We start from the raw sequence: 15948 nt of genomic DNA on the forward strand, positions 1-15948 counted from the left end.
TGTACACGGTCCATCAGACATCCTTCGGCGCTTCCCAGACCAGGCTGCGACGCCAGCGCGCCCGCAACAAGTCGCGTCTCTCCGGATATTTCTCGTCATGATAGATCGCGTTTATCACGCGGTCAGTGCGGAAACTGCGGAAATCCTTCCGCAGCTCGCACCATGCCGCCAGGATCCGCACTGCTTCGTGATAGCCGACCGCGATCGGCCAGATCGTGCGTTCGGTGTCGCGGCCACGTTCATCGCGATAGTTGAGCGTGATCTTCTTGCCGTCATGGATCTGCGCGCGCGTCCGCACCATGTCGATGCGGTCAGGCTCTCGGTTCCACGCCGAACGGGCGCGGCTTGCGGGTTCGAGCACGAACGGCCGCAAGCGCTCTGGTACGGTATCGGCGATCTTCGCCATCAAATCCTGCGCGGCGCGCGCCAGCGCCGGATCGGCATGGCCCGTGACCCAGCTCGCGCCGAGCACGCAGGCCTCGATCTCGTCGGGCGTGAGCATCAAGGGCGGCAGGTCGAATCCCTTTTCCAGGATGTAGCCCATGCCGGCTTCGCCGCGAATCGGCACGCGCTGCTCGATCAGGGTCGCGATGTCGCGATAGATCGTGCGCTTGGATGTCTCCAGTTCGGCGGCGATCGCATCCGCGGTCAGCGGCTTACGGGTGCGCCGAAGCACCTGGATGATCTGAAACAACCGGTCGGCGCGTCTCATGGTCGGTCTCTTTAGCAGGTCTCTTCGGCTCGTCTGTTCCGGGGTCGTCGATTTTCCCGCGGTCGGCCTCGCTGCTGCTGACAGGATGTTGGCAGCAGGGGGTGGCTATAACAGGACAACACCTCAACTGAAGGGAATTTGTCCATGCTGAATCGTCTTGGAAAGAGCGGCTTCGATAGCCGTCTTCAAAGGTTCAGGCGAGCCCAAAGCTTTGCGTTGGAACAGCTCGTCACGATCCATACCGTCTCCTCCGATCTCCAATGGGCGCTCATCGAACTGGCCCTGCGTTCGATCGCGGCCATGTTGACGGCCGGCGGGAAGTACCTGGTTTTCCGCAGCCGCCGTCTCGTGAAACGGGTTCGTTTGGCCACCCATTTTACCCCTGCTGACACCATGGTGGCAGCAGGGGGTCGCTAGGCTTGGCATCGTTTTGGGAATTGGGAGGCTCCAGATGATCATTCTCCATGGCTTCGGTCCGGGGTTCGGCTTGCCGGAGATCAGCCCCTTTGTGACCAAGACCGAGGTCCAATTGAAAATGGCCGGGCTTGCCTATTGCAAGGAAAAGGCGATGCCGCCGAGTTCGCCCAAGGGGCAGTTGCCCTATATCCGGGACGAAGCGGAGACGATCGCCGATTCCACCTTCATCCGCGCGCATATCGAGGGCAAATACGGCTTCGACTTCGATGCGCCCTTGAGCCTGCAGGCGCGCGCGCAGGCCTGGGCGTTCGAACGCATGATCGAGCACCACGTCTACTGGGCTTTGGTCGGCGCGCGCTGGGTCGATGAAACCAATTTTGCCAAGGGGCCGGCGCATTTCTTCGACGGCGCGCCGGAACATTTGCGCGAGAAATTGCGCGAGGACGCACAGTTTCGCGTCGCCGAGAACTATCTGCTGTCTGGCCTCGGCCGGCATGCGCCCGATGAGGACGTCGACCTCGCCGTTCGGTCGCTGTTTGCGCTTTCCGTGCAGCTCGGCGACAAACCGTATTTGATGGGCGATACACCGTGCGGCACCGATGCCACCGCATTCGGGGCGCTTGCGGGAATCCTGACGCCGTTCTTCGATTCGCCGCTACGCGCACGGACCGAGAAATTCAGAAATCTCACCAACTATGTCGACCGGATGATGGGGCAGTATTATCCGGAGTTCGCTTGGTCGCCCGTGCGTGAAGCGGCTTAAGTCGTGGGCTGGGGCTGCGCCTTCAATGCGGCCAGTTCAGCCTCGAGCTCTGCGATACGTGCGTCGCGTCCGGCCAGTGCCGCCGCGACGTCGGCGGCATCGAACTTCTGCGGGATGTGCTGCGGACAGTTGGTGTCCCAGGCGGATATCTTGAACAGGATCACCTGCTCTGGTCGCGCCCTGTAATCCTTGGGCATCAGCGATTGCGTCAGCGCCGGGTCATCCTCGACCACGCGCGCCTCTCCCCAGAGCTTGACGCGCCTGCGATGCGCGTAATCCATCACGAACATGTACGCCTTCGGATTCTCCGACAGGTTGCCCTGGGTAATGTACTGCCGGTTGCCGCTGAAGTCGGCGAACGCGATGGTGCTGGCGTCCAGGACCTTGATGAATCCCTTTGGTCCGCCGCGGTGTTGGATATAGGGCTGGCCATCGGCAGAGGCGGTCGCGAAATAGAAGCTGTTGGTGTTGGCGAGGAAGGCCGCGAGGTTGAGGTCAATCTCGGTGCGCCAGCCGCGCTGTTCGACCTGGGCATAGCCCTCGCGCGAGCCTTTGCGCGCCTGGATCGCCTTCACCGCCGGTGTGAAGGCAACGTCGCTGGCATAGGTGCGAGTGTCGGGCATTTGAGCCTCCTGGGCATGGGGCGCCAAGGCGTCGTTTCGCAACCAAAAATGGGATGGTTCCCGAATTCAAACAATCAAGGCGATTGACACTTCACTGTTGCGGGATATGCAATAATTCGATGGACCGGATTGATGCCATGCAAGCCTTCGTCGCCGTGGCCGACCTGCAGGGCTTTGCCCCCGCGGCGCGAAAGCTCGGACTGTCGCCATCGGCCGTCACCCGCCTGATCGCGGCGCTGGAGGAGCGGGTTGGCGCGCGGCTGTTGCAGCGGACCACGCGATCCGTGACGCTGACCGATGCCGGCTCGCGCTATCTGGAGCGTATCAGGCGCATTCTTGCCGATCTCGAGGAGGCCGAGGAAGCTGTCGAGGGCGAACGAACGCGTCCGGCCGGGCGATTGGTGATCTCGGCGCCGGTCGGCTTCGGCCGCCTGCATGTCAGCCCCATGGTGACGGCCTATCTGAAGCGCTATCCCGATGTCGGCGCTGACCTCAGGCTGTCCGACCGCATGATCAACCTGGTGGAGGAGGGCGTCGACCTCGCCGTCAGGATTGGGCATCTGCCTGATTCGACGCTGGTCGCGCGCCATGTCGGCGAGATGCGGCGCATCGTGGTGGCGTCGAAGGAATATCTGAACGCCCGCGGCGAGCCGAAGCGGCCCTCGGATATATCTGCGCATGACACCATTCAGTTCGGCGGCATGACGGCGGCGCCGGACTGGCGCTTCGTCGAGGGAGGGCAGGAGGTTCGTGTTTCGTCGAGCCCGCGCTTTTCATCCAACAGCGCCGATGCGGCGATTCAATATGCCGAAGCCGGCGGCGGTCTGACGCGGGTGCTGGCCTATCAGGCGGCCGCCGCGCTGAAGGCGGGGCGGCTCCGAATCGTGCTGGCGAAATTCGAACAGCCGCCGCTGCCGATCCACATCGTCTATCCGACCTCGCGCCTGCTCTCGGCCAAGGTGCGTACCTTCATCGATCTCGTCGCCGAGACCGCGGATTGGCGGTTTGGTTGACAGCCGTCATTCCCTCTTCGGCACCACGCGAAACGTCCCATTCGCCCGTGCGATCACGACGTCATCGGCCTTCGCCAGGCTCTGTGCAAAGCAGATCGTGCTGCCGGTCTTGATCACCTCGGTCTCGACGGCGAGCCATTGTCCGATCTTCGCGGTGCCGATGAAATCGACCGCGAGCGAAACCGTCACCAGTGACGATGTCCAACCCATCACCTGGGCGCAGCTATAGCCCATCGCGTTGTCGGAGAGCGCCGCGATCAATCCGCCATGGATCAGTCCGCGCGCGTTGGTATGCGGCGTTGCGAGCCTGAGCCCCATGATCACGGCCCTGTCGGTGCGCTTCGAATAAAGCGGCTCCCAGGGATCGGTGAGCGGGCTCTTGCGGAAGTGAGGCTCAAAGCCTTCCGGAATGTCGGCGATGACGGAAGTATCGGTGTTCATGGTCGGCCCGTATGTTGGCGATCTCGGCACCATTGAACGCGATGTCGGTGACAGTTTCACCGCATACAAAGTTTTAAACGGCATCTGCGCGCATGTTTGAAATGCCCTGCCCCACAAACGACACCTCATCCTGAGAGCGTGAGAATCTTTAGGCAATGAGCATTTGCCACAGCCGCGGTGCTGTGATTCGCTTGCATTGCGCGCGAGGCAGGGGCTGACGATGGCTGACGAGCAATTGTTCGAGGGGTTACCTGAGCAGGAAAGACCGCAGGCCGAAGGGCGTGGTGCGCTGCGGCTGCGGGTGCCGGAACGCAGTCAGATCGGCATGCAGGTGGCGGCATTGGACGATCTGATCTCGGAGGATCATCCGGTCCGCTCGGTCTGGGCGTTCGTCGAGGGGCTGGATCTGTCGGCGTTGCACGAGGTGATCAAGGCGCGCGAGGGCCAGCCCGGACATCCGCCAGCAGCACCGGAACTGATGTTGGCGCTTTGGCTGTGGGCCACGGTCGATGGGGTGGGCAGCGCCCGCCAACTGGATCGGCTGTGCCGCGATCATCTGGTCTATCGCTGGTTATGCGGCGGGGTGTCGATGAACTATCACAGCCTGTCGAACTTCCGGATCGCGCATATGGCAGTTCTGGAGCGGCTGCTGGCGCAGGGGGTCGCATCCATGGTGGAAGCTGGCCTGGTGTCGCTCGACACGTTGGCGCAGGATGGCTTGCGGGTGCGCGCGGGTGCCGGGGCGAGTTCCTTCCGCCGGCGCGCGCGGCTTGATGATCTGCTCACCGCGGCGCAGACGCGGGTGGCGCGCCTGCGCGCTGAAGCCGAGACGGATCCGGCGGCTGGCGATCGTCGCCAGCGGGCGGCGAAGGCGCGTGGCGCCCGCGAGCGCGAGGCGCGGATCGCGGCGGCGCAGCAGCGCATGAAGGAACTGGAGGTCGAGCGGGAGCGGCGCGAGAAGACCAACAAGAACCAGGTGGCCAAGCAGAAGGAGCCGCGCGCTTCGACCACCGATACCGACGCGCGGGTGATGAAGATGGCCGATGGTGGGTGGCGTCCGGCTTATAACATGCAGATCATCTCGGCGCCGGAACACCAGGTGATCGTTGCGGTCGACATCGATACCAGCGGCTCGGATCGCGGCCTGGCGCAACCGGGGATCGAGACGGTGCACGCTGAAGGCTACGACCCCTCCAACTATCTGGTCGACGGCGGCTTCACCAAGAACGACGACATCGAGTGGGCCCACGCCAAAGATATCAAACTGTGGTGCCCGGCGGGGCAAACCAGGCACGGCACCGACCCTTATGCGCCGAAGCAGGGTGACGGTGTTGGCGTCGCGGATTGGCGTGAACGCATGCAGAGCAAGGACGGTAAGGCATTCTACCGACTGCGCGCCGAGCACGAATGCATCAATGCCCATGCCCGCCGCATGGGACTGCGCCAGCTAACCCTGCGCGGCAAGATCAAGGCCCGCCTCCATCTGCTGTGGTTCGCCGTCGCTCACAACATGATGCGCTTCCTCGCCTTGCACGCCAAGGCGCAGGTCGCGGCATGAACAGAGGCGTCCACGCCAGCAGGTGCCCACAAAGCGCCGCAGCAGCCGCAGCACCGGCCCGGAGGTCAGATCGCGGTCATTCGGCGCCGGCTCAACCGAAAAGCTTTACGGTCTGTGCCTTCCAGCCCATCACATGTAAAATTCTCCGGACAAGGCGAATCATTCTCACCCTCTGAGGAGCGGCCGTCAGGCCGCGTCTCGAAGGATGGGCCACGGGCGAGATAGGGGCCTCATGGTTCGAGATGGCGCTTCGCGCCTCCTCACCATGAGGGTTTGCAGCCGGGTGTTGCTCACCCGACAATTCTACAACGGCAATCCGACGTAGTTCTCCGACAGCGACGTCGACGCCGCCTTGGAGCTGACGAGATACTCCAGCTCGGCGAGCTGGATCCTTGCGCCGAACTCGCCTTGGTCGGGGAATTTGTGCAGCATCGAGGTCATCCACCAGGAGAAGCGCACCGCCTTCCAGACCCGCGCCAGCGCCCTGGCGGAATAGTCATCGATGCCGGCTGAGGATTTCTCGTCGTAATACTCGCGCAGGGCCTGCGCGAGGTAATGCACGTCGCTGGCGGCGAGGTTCAGCCCCTTGGCTCCGGTCGGTGGCACGATGTGCGAGGCGTCGCCGGCCAGGAACATCCGGCCGAAGCGCATCGGCTCGGCGACGAAGCTGCGCAGCGGCGCGATGCTCTTTTCGATCGAGGGACCGATGACGAGCTCGTCCGCCGCCTTCTGGTCGAGCCGCCGCTTCAGCTCGTCCCAGAAACGCTCATCGGGCCATTGGTCGATGTGCTCGTCGAGCGGACACTGCACGTAGTAGCGGCTGCGATGCATCGAGCGCATCGTGCACAGCGCGAAGCCGCGCTCATGGTTGTTATAGATCAGTTCGGGCGAGACCGGTGGAGTGTCCGAGAGGATGCCGAGCCAGCCGAACGGATAGACCCGCTCATAGGTCTTGATCGCTTGAGCCGGCACGCTGGCGCGGCTGACGCCGTGGAAACCGTCGCAGCCCGCGATGAAGTCGCAGGCGATCTCGCCTGCTTTGCCGTCCTTCACGTAAGAGACGCGGGGATGGTCGGTGTCGAAATCATGCGGCTGGACGTCGGTGGCCTGGTAGATGGTGGTAAGCCCGGCTTGCTGCCGCGCGTTCATCAAATCGAGCGTCACCTCGGTCTGGCCGTAGATCATGACCGTCTTGCCGGTTGCCGCATGCATGTCGATGCGATGGCGGGCGCCGCCGAAGGCGAGTTCCAGCCCGTGATGGATAAGGCCCTCGCGATGGGCACGCTCGCCCGCGCCGACTTCATCGAGCAGCCCGACCGTGCCTTCTTCCAGCAGGCCGGCGCGGATCCGGCCCAGCACATAGTCGGCGGTCTGCCGTTCGAGAATGACGTTGTCGATCCCGTAGGCGTGAAGTAGTTGCCCAAGCAACAATCCTGCCGGACCTGCGCCTATGATTGCTACCTTTGACCGCAATACTTGCTCCTCCCGATATTGTAGGCTTCAGCTTATACCGCCTGGCGGGCCGCTGTCGTCAGCTTGCAATGGTAATTATATCATATAACAATAATCGCAAAGGGCCACCAAGGGCCTGCAAAGAGGGAGAGAATGCCGATGAGGAAGACGGTTCTGGCGTTGCTACTGGCCGCCGGCGTGACCCCTGCGTTCGGGCAGGAGAAGACTTTCGACCTGAAGATCTCGCACTGGGTGCCGGCGTCCCATCCGCTGCAGAAATCGCTGGAGGACTGGGCCGCGGCGGTGGAAAAGGATTCCGGCGGCACCATCAAGGGCAAGGTGTTCCCGGCGCAGCAACTCGGCAAGGCCTTTGACCATTACGACATGGCGCGCGACGGCATCGCCGATGTCACCTATGTCAATCCGGGCTACCAGCCCGGCCGCTTCCCGATCGTCGGCGCCGGCGAACTGCCGTTCCTGATCTCGGACGCCAAGGGCGGCTCGATGGGATTGGATGCCTGGTACCGCAAATATGCCGAGAAGGAGATGAAGGACGTCAAATATTGTCTCGCCTTCGTCCATTCGCCGTCTTCGTTCCATTCGCGCACCAAGAAGATCGTCGTCCCGGAGGACGTCAAGGGTCTGAAGATCCGCCCCGCCCATGCCACCATGGCCAATTTCGTCACCTCGCTCGGCGGCACCAATGTGCAGTCCTCCGCACCTGAAGTGCGCGATATCATCGAGCGCGGTGTCGCCGACGGCGTCACCTTTCCCTGGGGCTCGCTGGTGCTGTTCGGCATCGACAAGGTGACGAAATACGACATGGAAGCGCCGCTCTATGTCACGACCTTCGTCTTCGTGATCAACAAGGACAAGTACAACGCGATGTCCGACCGCCAGAAGGCGGCGATCGACAAGAACTGCTCGACCGAGATGGCCGGTATCGTCGGCGAGCACTGGGGCAAGTTCGAGGATGCCGGCATCGACAAGGTGAAAGCCGAGTCCGGCCACGAGGTCTACAAGCTGACGCCGGAGCAAACGGCGCTGTGGAAGAAGGCGGCCGAGCCGCTGGTCAACACCTGGGCCGCCGGCGTCAAGAAGGCCGGCGTCGATGCGGATGCCGCGATGGCGGACCTGAAGGCCTCGCTCACGAAGTACAACGCGCTCGCGCAGTAGTTCTCCCTCTCCCGCTTGCGGGAGAGGGCCGGGGTGAGGGTGCCTCCGCGATGGGAGCGCTCGTGTGGAGACAGCCCTCACCCGGCGTTAACGCCGACCTCTCCCGCAAGCGGGAGAGGTGAACCGAGCTCGCCGATAGCCGATCGATATCAAGCCATAGGATGCCCCGTATATGAAACGCGCTTACATGGACCGTTTCATCGACACGATCGAATGGATCGCGGCCGGATTCGTCGGCATCGTCGCCGCCAATATCTTCCTCGCGGTGCTCTTGCGGAACACGCTGAACTACTCGATTCCCGATTCCTTCGACATCGGCCGGATGCTGCTGGGCATCCTGATTTTCTGGGGCATCGCCGCGACCTCCTATCGCGGCACCCACATCACCGTCGATCTGGTCTGGGCCAATGTCGGGCCGAGATACCAGCGCATCATCGACGTGTTCGCGACGTTGGTGCTGCTGTTCGTGGTCACCGTGCAGACCTGGACGCTGTTCGACAAGGTGCGCGGCACCTATAACGACAATGTCCAGACCTTCGACCTGCACATGCCGACCTGGCCGTTCTTCGCGCTCGCCTGGATCGGCGACGTCTCCGCTGTGCTCTTGATTGCGATCCGCACCTATCGGCTGATCTTCCATCCGGAAGAAATGCACGATCCCAAGATCAAGGCGACGGAGTAAGCGCCGATGAGCACCGATGCCGTCGCCATCATCGGCTTTGTCGCGCTGTTCGCGCTGATGCTGCTCCGCGTGCCGGTCGGCATGGCGATGGGCCTCGTCGGCGTCTGCGGCTTCAGCTATCTGGTCGGCGCCACGCCGGCGCTGAAGCTGGTCGGCCAGACCTCGATGCGCACGGTGACCGACTACACCTTCGGCGTGATCCCGATGTTCCTGTTGATGGGGACCTTCGTCAGCAATTCCGGCATGAGCCGCGAATTGTTCCGCGCCGCCAACGGCTTTGTCGGCCATCTCCGCGGTGGCTTAGGGATCGCCACCGTCGCCGCCTGCGGCGGCTTTGCCGCGATCTGCGGCTCCTCGGTCGCGACCGCCGCGACGTTCTCGGCGGTGGCCTATCCGGAGATGCGCCGCTTCGGCTATCCGCAATCCTTTGCCACTGGCGTGATCGCGGCGGGCGGCACGCTCGGCGCGATGCTGCCGCCGTCAACCGTGCTCGCGGTCTACGGCATCATCACCGAGCAGGACATCGGGAAACTCTTCATCGCCGGAATCATCCCCGGCCTGCTCGCGATGACCATGTACATGATCACCATCGCGCTGATCGGCTATGTCAGGCCGGGCTTCCTGCCGACGGGCAAACGGATTCCCTGGCGCGAGCGCTTCGCCGGCCTACGCGACATCTGGGCGCCGGTGCTGCTGTTCATCTTTGTGATCGGCGGCCTCTACGGCCTGCCGTTCCTGCCGCGCTTCACGCCGACGGAAGCGGGCGGCGTCGGCGCCACCGGCGCGTTCCTGATCGGCGTTCTCACCGGACGATTGGACAAGGAGAAGATCCTCAATTCGCTGCTGCAGGCGACGCGCACCGCGGCCGCGGTGTTCACCGTGCTGATCGGCGCGCTGATCTTCGGCTATTTCCTGACGGTGACGCAGACCCCGCAGAAGGTCACGGAATTCCTCACCGGCCTCGGCCTCGGCAGCTACGGCATCCTTGCCGTCATCATGGTGATGTATCTCGTTCTCGGCTGCCTGATGGATGCCATGGCGATGATCATCCTGACCGTTCCGATCATCTTCCCGGTCATCATGCATCTTGGTTTTGATCCGATCTGGTTCGGCGTCATCATCGTGATGACGGTCGAACTCGGCCTGATCCATCCGCCTGTTGGCATGAACGTGTTCGTAATCAAGAGCGTGGTGAAGGACGTCTCCTTCTCCACGATCTTCAAGGGCGTGATCCCCTTCGTCGTCACCGACCTGATCCGGCTCGTGATCCTGATCGCCTTCCCGCTGCTCGCCACCTGGCTGCCGCAACGCATGATGGCGAATTGATCAATCGGCCCTGCCGGCTAGCCGCTCGGCGGCGCCAGCGGCTGCACGATTTCCTGGAACGGCGGCAGGGCCTCGCAGGCGGCCGCATGCGCCTTCAGCGCCGGATAGCGCTCGTCAAACAGGGCAGGGTGTGCCTCGCCGGTGAAGCGCAGCACGCAGGCGACCGCGATATCGGCGTGCGCGATACGCTCGCCGAACCACCAGGGCGTCTTGACCGCTGCGCGCTCCTTTTCCAGCACATCGAGCACGCCGCCGATCTGCGCCTCGCAGCGCTCGACCCAGAGCTTAAGCTGATCCTTACGCAGCACGCGCTCGTAGATCAGGCTCACCGCCTTGTCGCCAAGCCCGGTGGCAAGCGCGCAGATGCGCAAATGCCTGCGCCGCTCCGGTCCCTTTGCCGGCATCATCGCCTTTTCCGGCCCGACCAGTTCGTCGAGATAGTCGAGGATCGCCGAGCTCTCGATCAGCGACTCGCCACTATCGAGCACCAGCGTCGGCACCCGCCGGAGCGGATTATAGGCCGCGATCTTGTCGCCATCGCCAAAGGTCGACCACGGCCGATGCTCGAACGATAGGCCATAGAGCCGCAGCGCGATCGCGGTGCGGCGGACGAACGGGGAGTCGTATTGGCCGATCAGGATCATGCTCACTCCCCCTCATCACTCGCCAGCACGCCCTTCACCGCGCGCGCCCAACCCGCCAGCTTGCGCTCGCGGGTGGCCTGGCTCATCGCCGGCTTGAAGCGGTGCTCCAATCGCCAGTTGTCGGCAAACTTCGTCGACTCCGGATAGACGCCAGCGGCAAGGCCGGCGAGATAGGCGGCGCCCAGCGCCGTGGTTTCCTGGATCATCGGGCGGTCGACCGGGGCGTCGAGCAGATCGGCCAATCGCTGCATGGTCCAGTCGGAGGCGGTCATGCCGCCGTCGACGCGGAGCACGATGTTGGCCGCGGTGGCGTCAGGCCAGTCGGCGCGCATCGCGGCCCAGAGGTCGTAGGTCTGGTAGCAGACGCTTTCCAGCGCCGCATGTGCGAGCTCGGCCGGGCCGGTGTTGCGGGTAAGGCCGAACAGCGCGCCGCGCACGCGCGGATTCCAGTAGGGCGCGCCCATGCCGACAAAAGCCGGCACAAGATAAACGCTCTGCATCGAATCGGATTTGTCGGCGAGCGGGCCGGTCTCGGCGGCCTGCTTGATAATGCCGAGCCCGTCGCGCAGCCACTGCACCGCGCTTCCGGCGACGAAGATCGAGCCTTCCAGCGCATAGGTGCGTTTGCCGGCGAGCTGATAGGCGATCGTGGTCAGCAGCTTGTTCTTCGATTTGACCGGCGTGGTACCGGTGTTGAGCAGCGCGAAGCAGCCGGTGCCATAGGTCGACTTGATCATGCCGGGCTCGAAACAGGCCTGCCCGATGGTCGCGGCCTGCTGATCGCCGGCGATGCCTGCGATGGCGATGGCGCCGCCAAACAGGTCGGGGATGCTGTTGCCGAATTTGGCGGACGAGTCCTTCACCTCGGGAAGCATCGAGCGCGGCACGCCGAGGATCTTCAAGAGGTCGTCATCCCACTCGCCGGTGTGGATGTTGAAGAGCAGGGTGCGGGAGGCGTTGGTGGCGTCGGTCGCGTGGACCTTGCCGCCGGTGAGCCGCCACAAGAGATAGCAATCGACGGTGCCGAACAGCAGTTCGCCGCGCTCGGCGCGCTCCCTTGCGCCGGGCACGCTGTTGAGGATCCAGGCGACCTTTGTCCCCGAGAAATAGGGGTCGATGATCAACCCGGTCTTGGCCGAGATCATGGGCTCATGGCCCTCGGCTTTCAGTGTGGCGCAGAAATCCGCGGTACGACGGTCTTGCCAGACGATGGCGCGATGCACTGCCTGGCCCGTGGCACGGGCCCATACCACGGTGGTCTCGCGCTGGTTGGTGATGCCGATCGCGGCGACGTCCTTGGCCTTCAGGCCCGCCTTCTCCAGCGCATTGCGGCAGGTGGCAATCGTCGAGGTCCAGATGTCCTCCGGCTCATGCTCGACCCAGCCGGAGGCTGGGAAATGCTGCGGAAACTCCTGCTGCGCCACCGCCGCGATGGAGATGTCGCTGCGGAACACGATGGCGCGCGAGGACGTGGTGCCCTGATCGATGGCCAGCACAAAGGACATGGCGCTCCTTCCCGAGGGTGATCGTTTGCGCCAAGGGAGCGGATTGGCGAGGGAAGGTCAATATCTCACTGGCGCCGCCTCAAGCTCCGCCGTCGTCCCGGGCTTGACCCGGGACGACGTGTGGAGGCAGATTGCTAGAACTACACCGCCGCCGTCGTGACGCCGCCGTCGATGACGATGGTCTGGCCGGTCATGAAGGTGGAGGCGTCGGAGGCGAGATAGGCGACCGCGCCGGCGATCTCGTCGGGCTCGCCGATGCGGCGCAGTGGCGTGGTGGCGGTGCGCCGTTTCAGAAGTTCGGCGTCTTCCCAGAGCGCGCGGGCGAAATCGGTCTTGACCAGTCCCGGCGCGACGCAATTGACGCGCACGCCCTTCGGGCCCCATTCGCCGGCGAGGCTGCGGCAGAGCGCGAAGTCGGCGGCCTTGGAGATGCCATAGGCGCCGATCACGGTCGAGCCGCGCAATCCCCCGATCGAGGAGATGATCACGACCGAGCCATTGCCGCGCTCGGCCATCTGGGGGATCGCCAGCGCGCAGAGCCAGATGTTGCTCTTGACGTTAGAGCCCATGATCTTGTCGAACGCCTCATCCTTGATGTCGAGCAGCGGGCCGTAATAGGGGTTCACGGCGGCGTTGCAGACGAGGATGTCGATCTTGCCGTAGTGCTTGGTCGCGCCCGCGATCAGCGCTTCGACCTCCTCGCGACGCGAGATGTTGCAGGGGATGACATGCGCGTCCCCGCCGTTACTGTTGATGCCGTCGGCCACGTCCTTGCAGGCGTCCGCCTTGCGCGAGGAGATCACCACCTTGGCGCCGAGCTTCGCGAGCAACTCGGCGGAGGAACGGCCGATGCCGCGGCTCGAACCGGTAATGACGGCGACCTTTCCGGTGAGATCGAAGGGGGTGTTCTTCATTGTTGTTGGTTCCTCCGCTTGTTCGTTGTCATCGCCCGGCTTGACCGGGCGATCCAGTATTCGGCAGACAAGCATTGCTTGACCGAGAAGCCGCGGTGTACTGGATTCCCCGCCTTCGCGGGGAATGACCAGACGTGCTAGATCAGATCAACCCGCCCGCGTCAGCGACGCGGCGCAGGTGATATTCGGTGTCGCCAAAGGTGTTCTCGATCATGGTCAGGCGCTTGAAGTAGTGGCCGATCTTGGCCTCCATCGTCATGCCGATGCCGCCATGGAGCTGGATCGACTGCTGGCCGACGAACTTCAGCGACTTTCCGATCTGCACCTTGGCCGCCGCGATTGCGCTGGCGCGTTCCTTGGCATCCTCGAAGTCACCAGCCATGGTCGCGAACATCGACATCGAGCGGGCCTGCTCGGCCGCGACGAACATGTCGGAGGCGCGGTGCTGCAGGCTCTGGAACGAGCCGATCGCGACGCCAAATTGCTTGCGCGTTTTGATGTACTCGACGGTTTCCTTCAGCGACTCATCCATCGCGCCGACCGCCTCCGCGCACAGCGCAACGCGGGCCTCATCAACCACGCGCTCGATCAGCGCAAGCGCGTCCTCCGGGTTGCCGATCGCGGCATCGCCGCCGACTTCCACGCCGGTGAAGCTGATGTCGGCGGCGTGCAGGCCGTCCTGGGTCGGATAGCCCTTCCTGCTGATGCCTTTGGCGTTGGCCGGCACCAGGAACACGCCGATGCCATTTCTGTCGCGCCGCTCGCCCTTGGTGCGCGCGGTCACGATCAGCGTGTCGGCGTTCTCGCCGTTGAGGACGATGAACTTCTCGCCGTCGATCACCCAGCCGGCGCCCTTCTTCTTCGCGGTGGTGGTGACGTCGAACAGGTCGTAACGCGAGTTCTTCTCGAGCTGCGCGAATGCGAACGTCTTGCTGCCGTCGATGATGCCGGGAATGTGCGCGGCCTTCTGCTCGGCCGAGCCGCCATGGCGCAGGAAGCCGCCGCCGATCACCACCGTCGCGAGATAGGGCTCGACCACGAGCGCCTTGCCGAGCGCTTCCATCACGATCATGGTCTCGACGCCGCCGGCGCCGAACCCGCCGTCGGCCTCCGTGAAGGGCAGGCCGAGCAGGCCCTGCTCGGCGAGCTTGCTCCAGACGGCTTTGCTCCAGCCGCCTTTCTCCTTCATGTACTTCTTGCGCTGCTCGAAATCGTAGGAATCCGTCAGCAGGCCGTCGATGCTTTCCTTGAGAAGCCGCTGCTCCTCGGACAAATCAAAATCCATTTTCCCGTTTCTCCAAAATCACGCGGGCACCGTTCCTGCCCCGATCTCCCATCGTCATCCCCGCGAAGGCGGGGATCCAGTACCCACCGGCGGTCATCGTGAATCACGATCGCCGCGGCGTACTGGGTCCCCCGCCTGCGCGGGGGACGACAGTTGAGTTTGCGGCCTCAAAGCCCCAGCACCGCCTTGGCGATGATGTTGCGCTGGATCTCGTTGGAGCCGCCGTAGATCGAGACCTTGCGGTTGTTGAAGTAGCTCGGCGCGATCTGGGCGGTCCAATCCATCGCCTCGTTCGAGCCGTCGTCGCCATGCACGTCATAGGGCGCGGCGAATGGGCCGATCACTTCCATCAACAGCTCGGTGGTGGTCTGCTGGATCTCCGAGCCCTTGATCTTGAGCACTGACGAGGCCGGGTTGGGCTTGCCCTTGCCGTGCTTGCCTTCGTCGGCGACGACGCGAAGCTGCGTCAGCTCCAGTGCCTTCAGTTCGATCTCGCAGGCCGAGAGCTTTTCGCGGAAGCTGGGATCCTGGATCACCGGCCGGCCGCCGGACTCGACCTTGGAGGCGAGTTCCTTGATGCGGCGCAGCCGCTCCTTGGAGACGCCGACCCGTGCAATGCCGGTGCGCTCGTTACCGAGCAGGAATTTCGCGTAGTCCCAGCCCTTGTTCTCCTCGCCGATCAGGTTCTCGATCGGGACCTCGACATTGTCGAAGAAGACCTCGTTGACCTCATGGCCGCCGTCGATGGTCTGGATCGGCCGAACCGTGACGCCCTTCGACTTCATGCTGAAGACGATGAAGGAGATGCCCATCTGCTTCTTCGCACTCGGATCGGTGCGGCACAGGCAGAAGATCATGTCGGCATGCTGCGCGAGCGTGGTCCAGGTCTTCTGGCCGTTGATGATCCACTTGTCGCCCTTGCGCTCGGCCTTGGTCCGGAGCGAGGCGAGGTCGGAACCCGAGCCGGGCTCTGAGAAGCCCTGGCACCACCAGTCGTCGACATTGGCGATGCGCGGCAGGTACTGCTTCTTCTGCGCCTCGTTGCCGAAGGTGTAGATGACCGGGCCGACCATGCTGACGCCGAAGGCGAGCGGCTGCGGCGCCGGATAGGCCTGCAGCTCCTCGTTGAAGATGTAATGCTGCACGGATGTCCAGCCGGTGCCGCCATATTCCTTCGGCCAGTGCGACACGCCCCAGCCTTTCTTGTTCAGGATGCGCCACCAGGTGACCATCTCGTCCTTCGAGAGATGGCGCCCCTCCTGCATCTTCCGCCGCGTGTCCGGCGGCACGTTATCCCTGAAGAACGCCCGCACTTCCTCGCGAAACGCCACTTCTTCCTTGGTGAAAGCGAGATCCATCGGATCCTCCCTGATTAAACTCCAGAACTCTTTCTTCCGTCGTCCCGGCGCACGCCGGGACCCATAACCACCGGCTTTC

16 protein-coding genes are annotated in these 15948 nt (G+C 63.6%); 7 read left to right on the plus strand and 9 right to left on the minus strand.

Annotated features, from left to right (window positions below):
• Positions 1 to 13: 13 nt before the first annotated feature.
• The gene (locus ACVJGD_RS33050) at positions 14 to 712 is read right to left on the minus strand and encodes a helix-turn-helix transcriptional regulator (protein WP_456638131.1); all 699 of its coding nucleotides are present in this window, start codon (positions 710 to 712) and stop codon (positions 14 to 16) included.
• A gap of 144 nt (positions 713 to 856) precedes the next feature.
• Here ACVJGD_RS33050 and ACVJGD_RS33055 point away from each other — a divergent pair, with 144 nt between their 5' ends.
• Both ACVJGD_RS33055 and ACVJGD_RS33060 read left to right on the plus strand, forming a co-directional pair.
• Positions 857 to 1129, plus strand: a complete 273-nt coding sequence (locus ACVJGD_RS33055; protein ID WP_456638132.1) for a hypothetical protein — start codon at positions 857 to 859, stop codon at positions 1127 to 1129.
• Positions 1130 to 1163: 34 nt separating this feature from the next.
• Complete coding sequence (locus ACVJGD_RS33060; protein WP_456638133.1) at positions 1164 to 1892, plus strand: glutathione S-transferase family protein; 729 nt, start codon at positions 1164 to 1166, stop codon at positions 1890 to 1892.
• Here ACVJGD_RS33060 and ACVJGD_RS33065 read toward each other — a convergent pair.
• Positions 1889 to 2515 (minus strand): pyridoxamine 5'-phosphate oxidase family protein, encoded by a 627-nt coding sequence (locus ACVJGD_RS33065; RefSeq protein ID WP_456638134.1) that lies wholly within the window; start codon positions 2513 to 2515, stop codon positions 1889 to 1891. The two genes, ACVJGD_RS33060 and ACVJGD_RS33065, sit on opposite strands and share 4 nt — an antisense overlap.
• Before the next feature lie 119 nt (positions 2516 to 2634).
• On the opposite strand from ACVJGD_RS33065, the gene ACVJGD_RS33070 reads away from it, so the two are divergent.
• On the plus strand, positions 2635 to 3528 hold the full coding sequence (locus tag ACVJGD_RS33070; RefSeq protein WP_456638135.1) for a LysR family transcriptional regulator: 894 nt from the start codon (positions 2635 to 2637) through the stop codon (positions 3526 to 3528).
• A 6-nt stretch (positions 3529 to 3534) separates the two neighbouring features.
• Here ACVJGD_RS33070 and ACVJGD_RS33075 read toward each other — a convergent pair whose 3' ends face one another.
• Positions 3535 to 3969 carry a PaaI family thioesterase gene (locus tag ACVJGD_RS33075; RefSeq protein ID WP_456638136.1) on the minus strand — a complete coding sequence of 145 codons (435 nt, stop codon included), beginning with the start codon at positions 3967 to 3969 and terminating at the stop codon, positions 3535 to 3537.
• A 220-nt stretch (positions 3970 to 4189) separates the two neighbouring features.
• Between ACVJGD_RS33075 and ACVJGD_RS33080 the strand changes: the two genes are divergently transcribed.
• Positions 4190 to 5527 (plus strand): IS1182 family transposase, encoded by a 1338-nt coding sequence (locus tag ACVJGD_RS33080; RefSeq protein WP_456633186.1) that lies wholly within the window; start codon positions 4190 to 4192, stop codon positions 5525 to 5527.
• Between the two features lie 303 nt (positions 5528 to 5830).
• Here the strand turns inward: ACVJGD_RS33080 and pobA are convergent, their stop codons facing one another.
• Complete coding sequence (gene pobA / locus ACVJGD_RS33085; protein WP_456638137.1) at positions 5831 to 7000, minus strand: 4-hydroxybenzoate 3-monooxygenase; 1170 nt, start codon at positions 6998 to 7000, stop codon at positions 5831 to 5833.
• A gap of 138 nt (positions 7001 to 7138) precedes the next feature.
• Between pobA and ACVJGD_RS33090 the strand changes: the two genes are divergently transcribed.
• The 3 genes from ACVJGD_RS33090 to ACVJGD_RS33100 all read left to right on the plus strand — a co-directional run bounded on the left by ACVJGD_RS33090 (position 7139) and on the right by ACVJGD_RS33100 (position 10163).
• The gene (locus ACVJGD_RS33090; RefSeq protein ID WP_456638138.1) at positions 7139 to 8155 is read left to right on the plus strand and encodes a TRAP transporter substrate-binding protein; all 1017 of its coding nucleotides are present in this window, start codon (positions 7139 to 7141) and stop codon (positions 8153 to 8155) included.
• A gap of 172 nt (positions 8156 to 8327) precedes the next feature.
• Entirely contained in the window at positions 8328 to 8837 is a 510-nt protein-coding gene (locus ACVJGD_RS33095; RefSeq protein WP_456638139.1) for a TRAP transporter small permease, read from the plus strand.
• A 6-nt stretch (positions 8838 to 8843) separates the two neighbouring features.
• Positions 8844 to 10163, plus strand: coding sequence for a TRAP transporter large permease (locus ACVJGD_RS33100; protein WP_456638140.1), 1320 nt, complete (start codon positions 8844 to 8846; stop codon positions 10161 to 10163).
• A gap of 17 nt (positions 10164 to 10180) precedes the next feature.
• On the opposite strand, the gene ACVJGD_RS33105 is transcribed toward ACVJGD_RS33100, so the two are convergent.
• From ACVJGD_RS33105 to pimC, 5 genes are all read right to left on the minus strand, one after another.
• Complete coding sequence (locus tag ACVJGD_RS33105; RefSeq protein WP_456638141.1) at positions 10181 to 10807, minus strand: glutathione S-transferase family protein; 627 nt, start codon at positions 10805 to 10807, stop codon at positions 10181 to 10183.
• A gap of 2 nt (positions 10808 to 10809) precedes the next feature.
• Positions 10810 to 12312: a glycerol kinase GlpK gene (gene glpK, locus ACVJGD_RS33110; RefSeq protein WP_456638142.1), complete on the minus strand. Its 1503-nt coding sequence runs from the start codon at positions 12310 to 12312 to the stop codon at positions 10810 to 10812.
• Positions 12313 to 12452: 140 nt separating this feature from the next.
• Entirely contained in the window at positions 12453 to 13226 is a 774-nt protein-coding gene (locus tag ACVJGD_RS33115) for an SDR family NAD(P)-dependent oxidoreductase (RefSeq protein ID WP_456638143.1), read from the minus strand.
• 142 nt (positions 13227 to 13368) lie between these two features.
• Positions 13369 to 14511 carry a pimeloyl-CoA dehydrogenase small subunit gene (gene pimD, locus ACVJGD_RS33120; RefSeq protein WP_456638144.1) on the minus strand — a complete coding sequence of 381 codons (1143 nt, stop codon included), beginning with the start codon at positions 14509 to 14511 and terminating at the stop codon, positions 13369 to 13371.
• A 167-nt stretch (positions 14512 to 14678) separates the two neighbouring features.
• Positions 14679 to 15869 carry a pimeloyl-CoA dehydrogenase large subunit gene (gene pimC, locus ACVJGD_RS33125; protein WP_454621523.1) on the minus strand — a complete coding sequence of 397 codons (1191 nt, stop codon included), beginning with the start codon at positions 15867 to 15869 and terminating at the stop codon, positions 14679 to 14681.
• Positions 15870 to 15948 lie beyond the last annotated feature (79 nt).

This window comes from Bradyrhizobium sp. USDA 10063, assembly GCF_054063735.1.

Excerpts from the sequence above, each read along its gene's own strand:
- ACVJGD_RS33115 (WP_456638143.1), bottom strand. The coding sequence starts at position 13,226 with ATGAAGAACACCCCCTTCGATCTCACCGGAAAGGTCGCCGTCATTACC.
- pimC (WP_454621523.1), bottom strand. The coding sequence starts at position 15,869 with ATGGATCTCGCTTTCACCAAGGAAGAAGTGGCGTTTCGCGAGGAAGTG.
- pimD (WP_456638144.1), bottom strand. The coding sequence starts at position 14,511 with ATGGATTTTGATTTGTCCGAGGAGCAGCGGCTTCTCAAGGAAAGCATC.
- ACVJGD_RS33075 (WP_456638136.1), bottom strand. The coding sequence starts at position 3,969 with ATGAACACCGATACTTCCGTCATCGCCGACATTCCGGAAGGCTTTGAG.
- ACVJGD_RS33080 (WP_456633186.1), top strand. The coding sequence starts at position 4,190 with ATGGCTGACGAGCAATTGTTCGAGGGGTTACCTGAGCAGGAAAGACCG.
- ACVJGD_RS33090 (WP_456638138.1), top strand. The coding sequence starts at position 7,139 with ATGAGGAAGACGGTTCTGGCGTTGCTACTGGCCGCCGGCGTGACCCCT.
- ACVJGD_RS33070 (WP_456638135.1), top strand. The coding sequence starts at position 2,635 with ATGGACCGGATTGATGCCATGCAAGCCTTCGTCGCCGTGGCCGACCTG.
- ACVJGD_RS33050 (WP_456638131.1), bottom strand. The coding sequence starts at position 712 with ATGAGACGCGCCGACCGGTTGTTTCAGATCATCCAGGTGCTTCGGCGC.
- ACVJGD_RS33095 (WP_456638139.1), top strand. The coding sequence starts at position 8,328 with ATGAAACGCGCTTACATGGACCGTTTCATCGACACGATCGAATGGATC.
- ACVJGD_RS33105 (WP_456638141.1), bottom strand. The coding sequence starts at position 10,807 with ATGATCCTGATCGGCCAATACGACTCCCCGTTCGTCCGCCGCACCGCG.
- ACVJGD_RS33100 (WP_456638140.1), top strand. The coding sequence starts at position 8,844 with ATGAGCACCGATGCCGTCGCCATCATCGGCTTTGTCGCGCTGTTCGCG.
- glpK (WP_456638142.1), bottom strand. The coding sequence starts at position 12,312 with ATGTCCTTTGTGCTGGCCATCGATCAGGGCACCACGTCCTCGCGCGCC.
- ACVJGD_RS33060 (WP_456638133.1), top strand. The coding sequence starts at position 1,164 with ATGATCATTCTCCATGGCTTCGGTCCGGGGTTCGGCTTGCCGGAGATC.
- ACVJGD_RS33065 (WP_456638134.1), bottom strand. The coding sequence starts at position 2,515 with ATGCCCGACACTCGCACCTATGCCAGCGACGTTGCCTTCACACCGGCG.
- ACVJGD_RS33055 (WP_456638132.1), top strand. The coding sequence starts at position 857 with ATGCTGAATCGTCTTGGAAAGAGCGGCTTCGATAGCCGTCTTCAAAGG.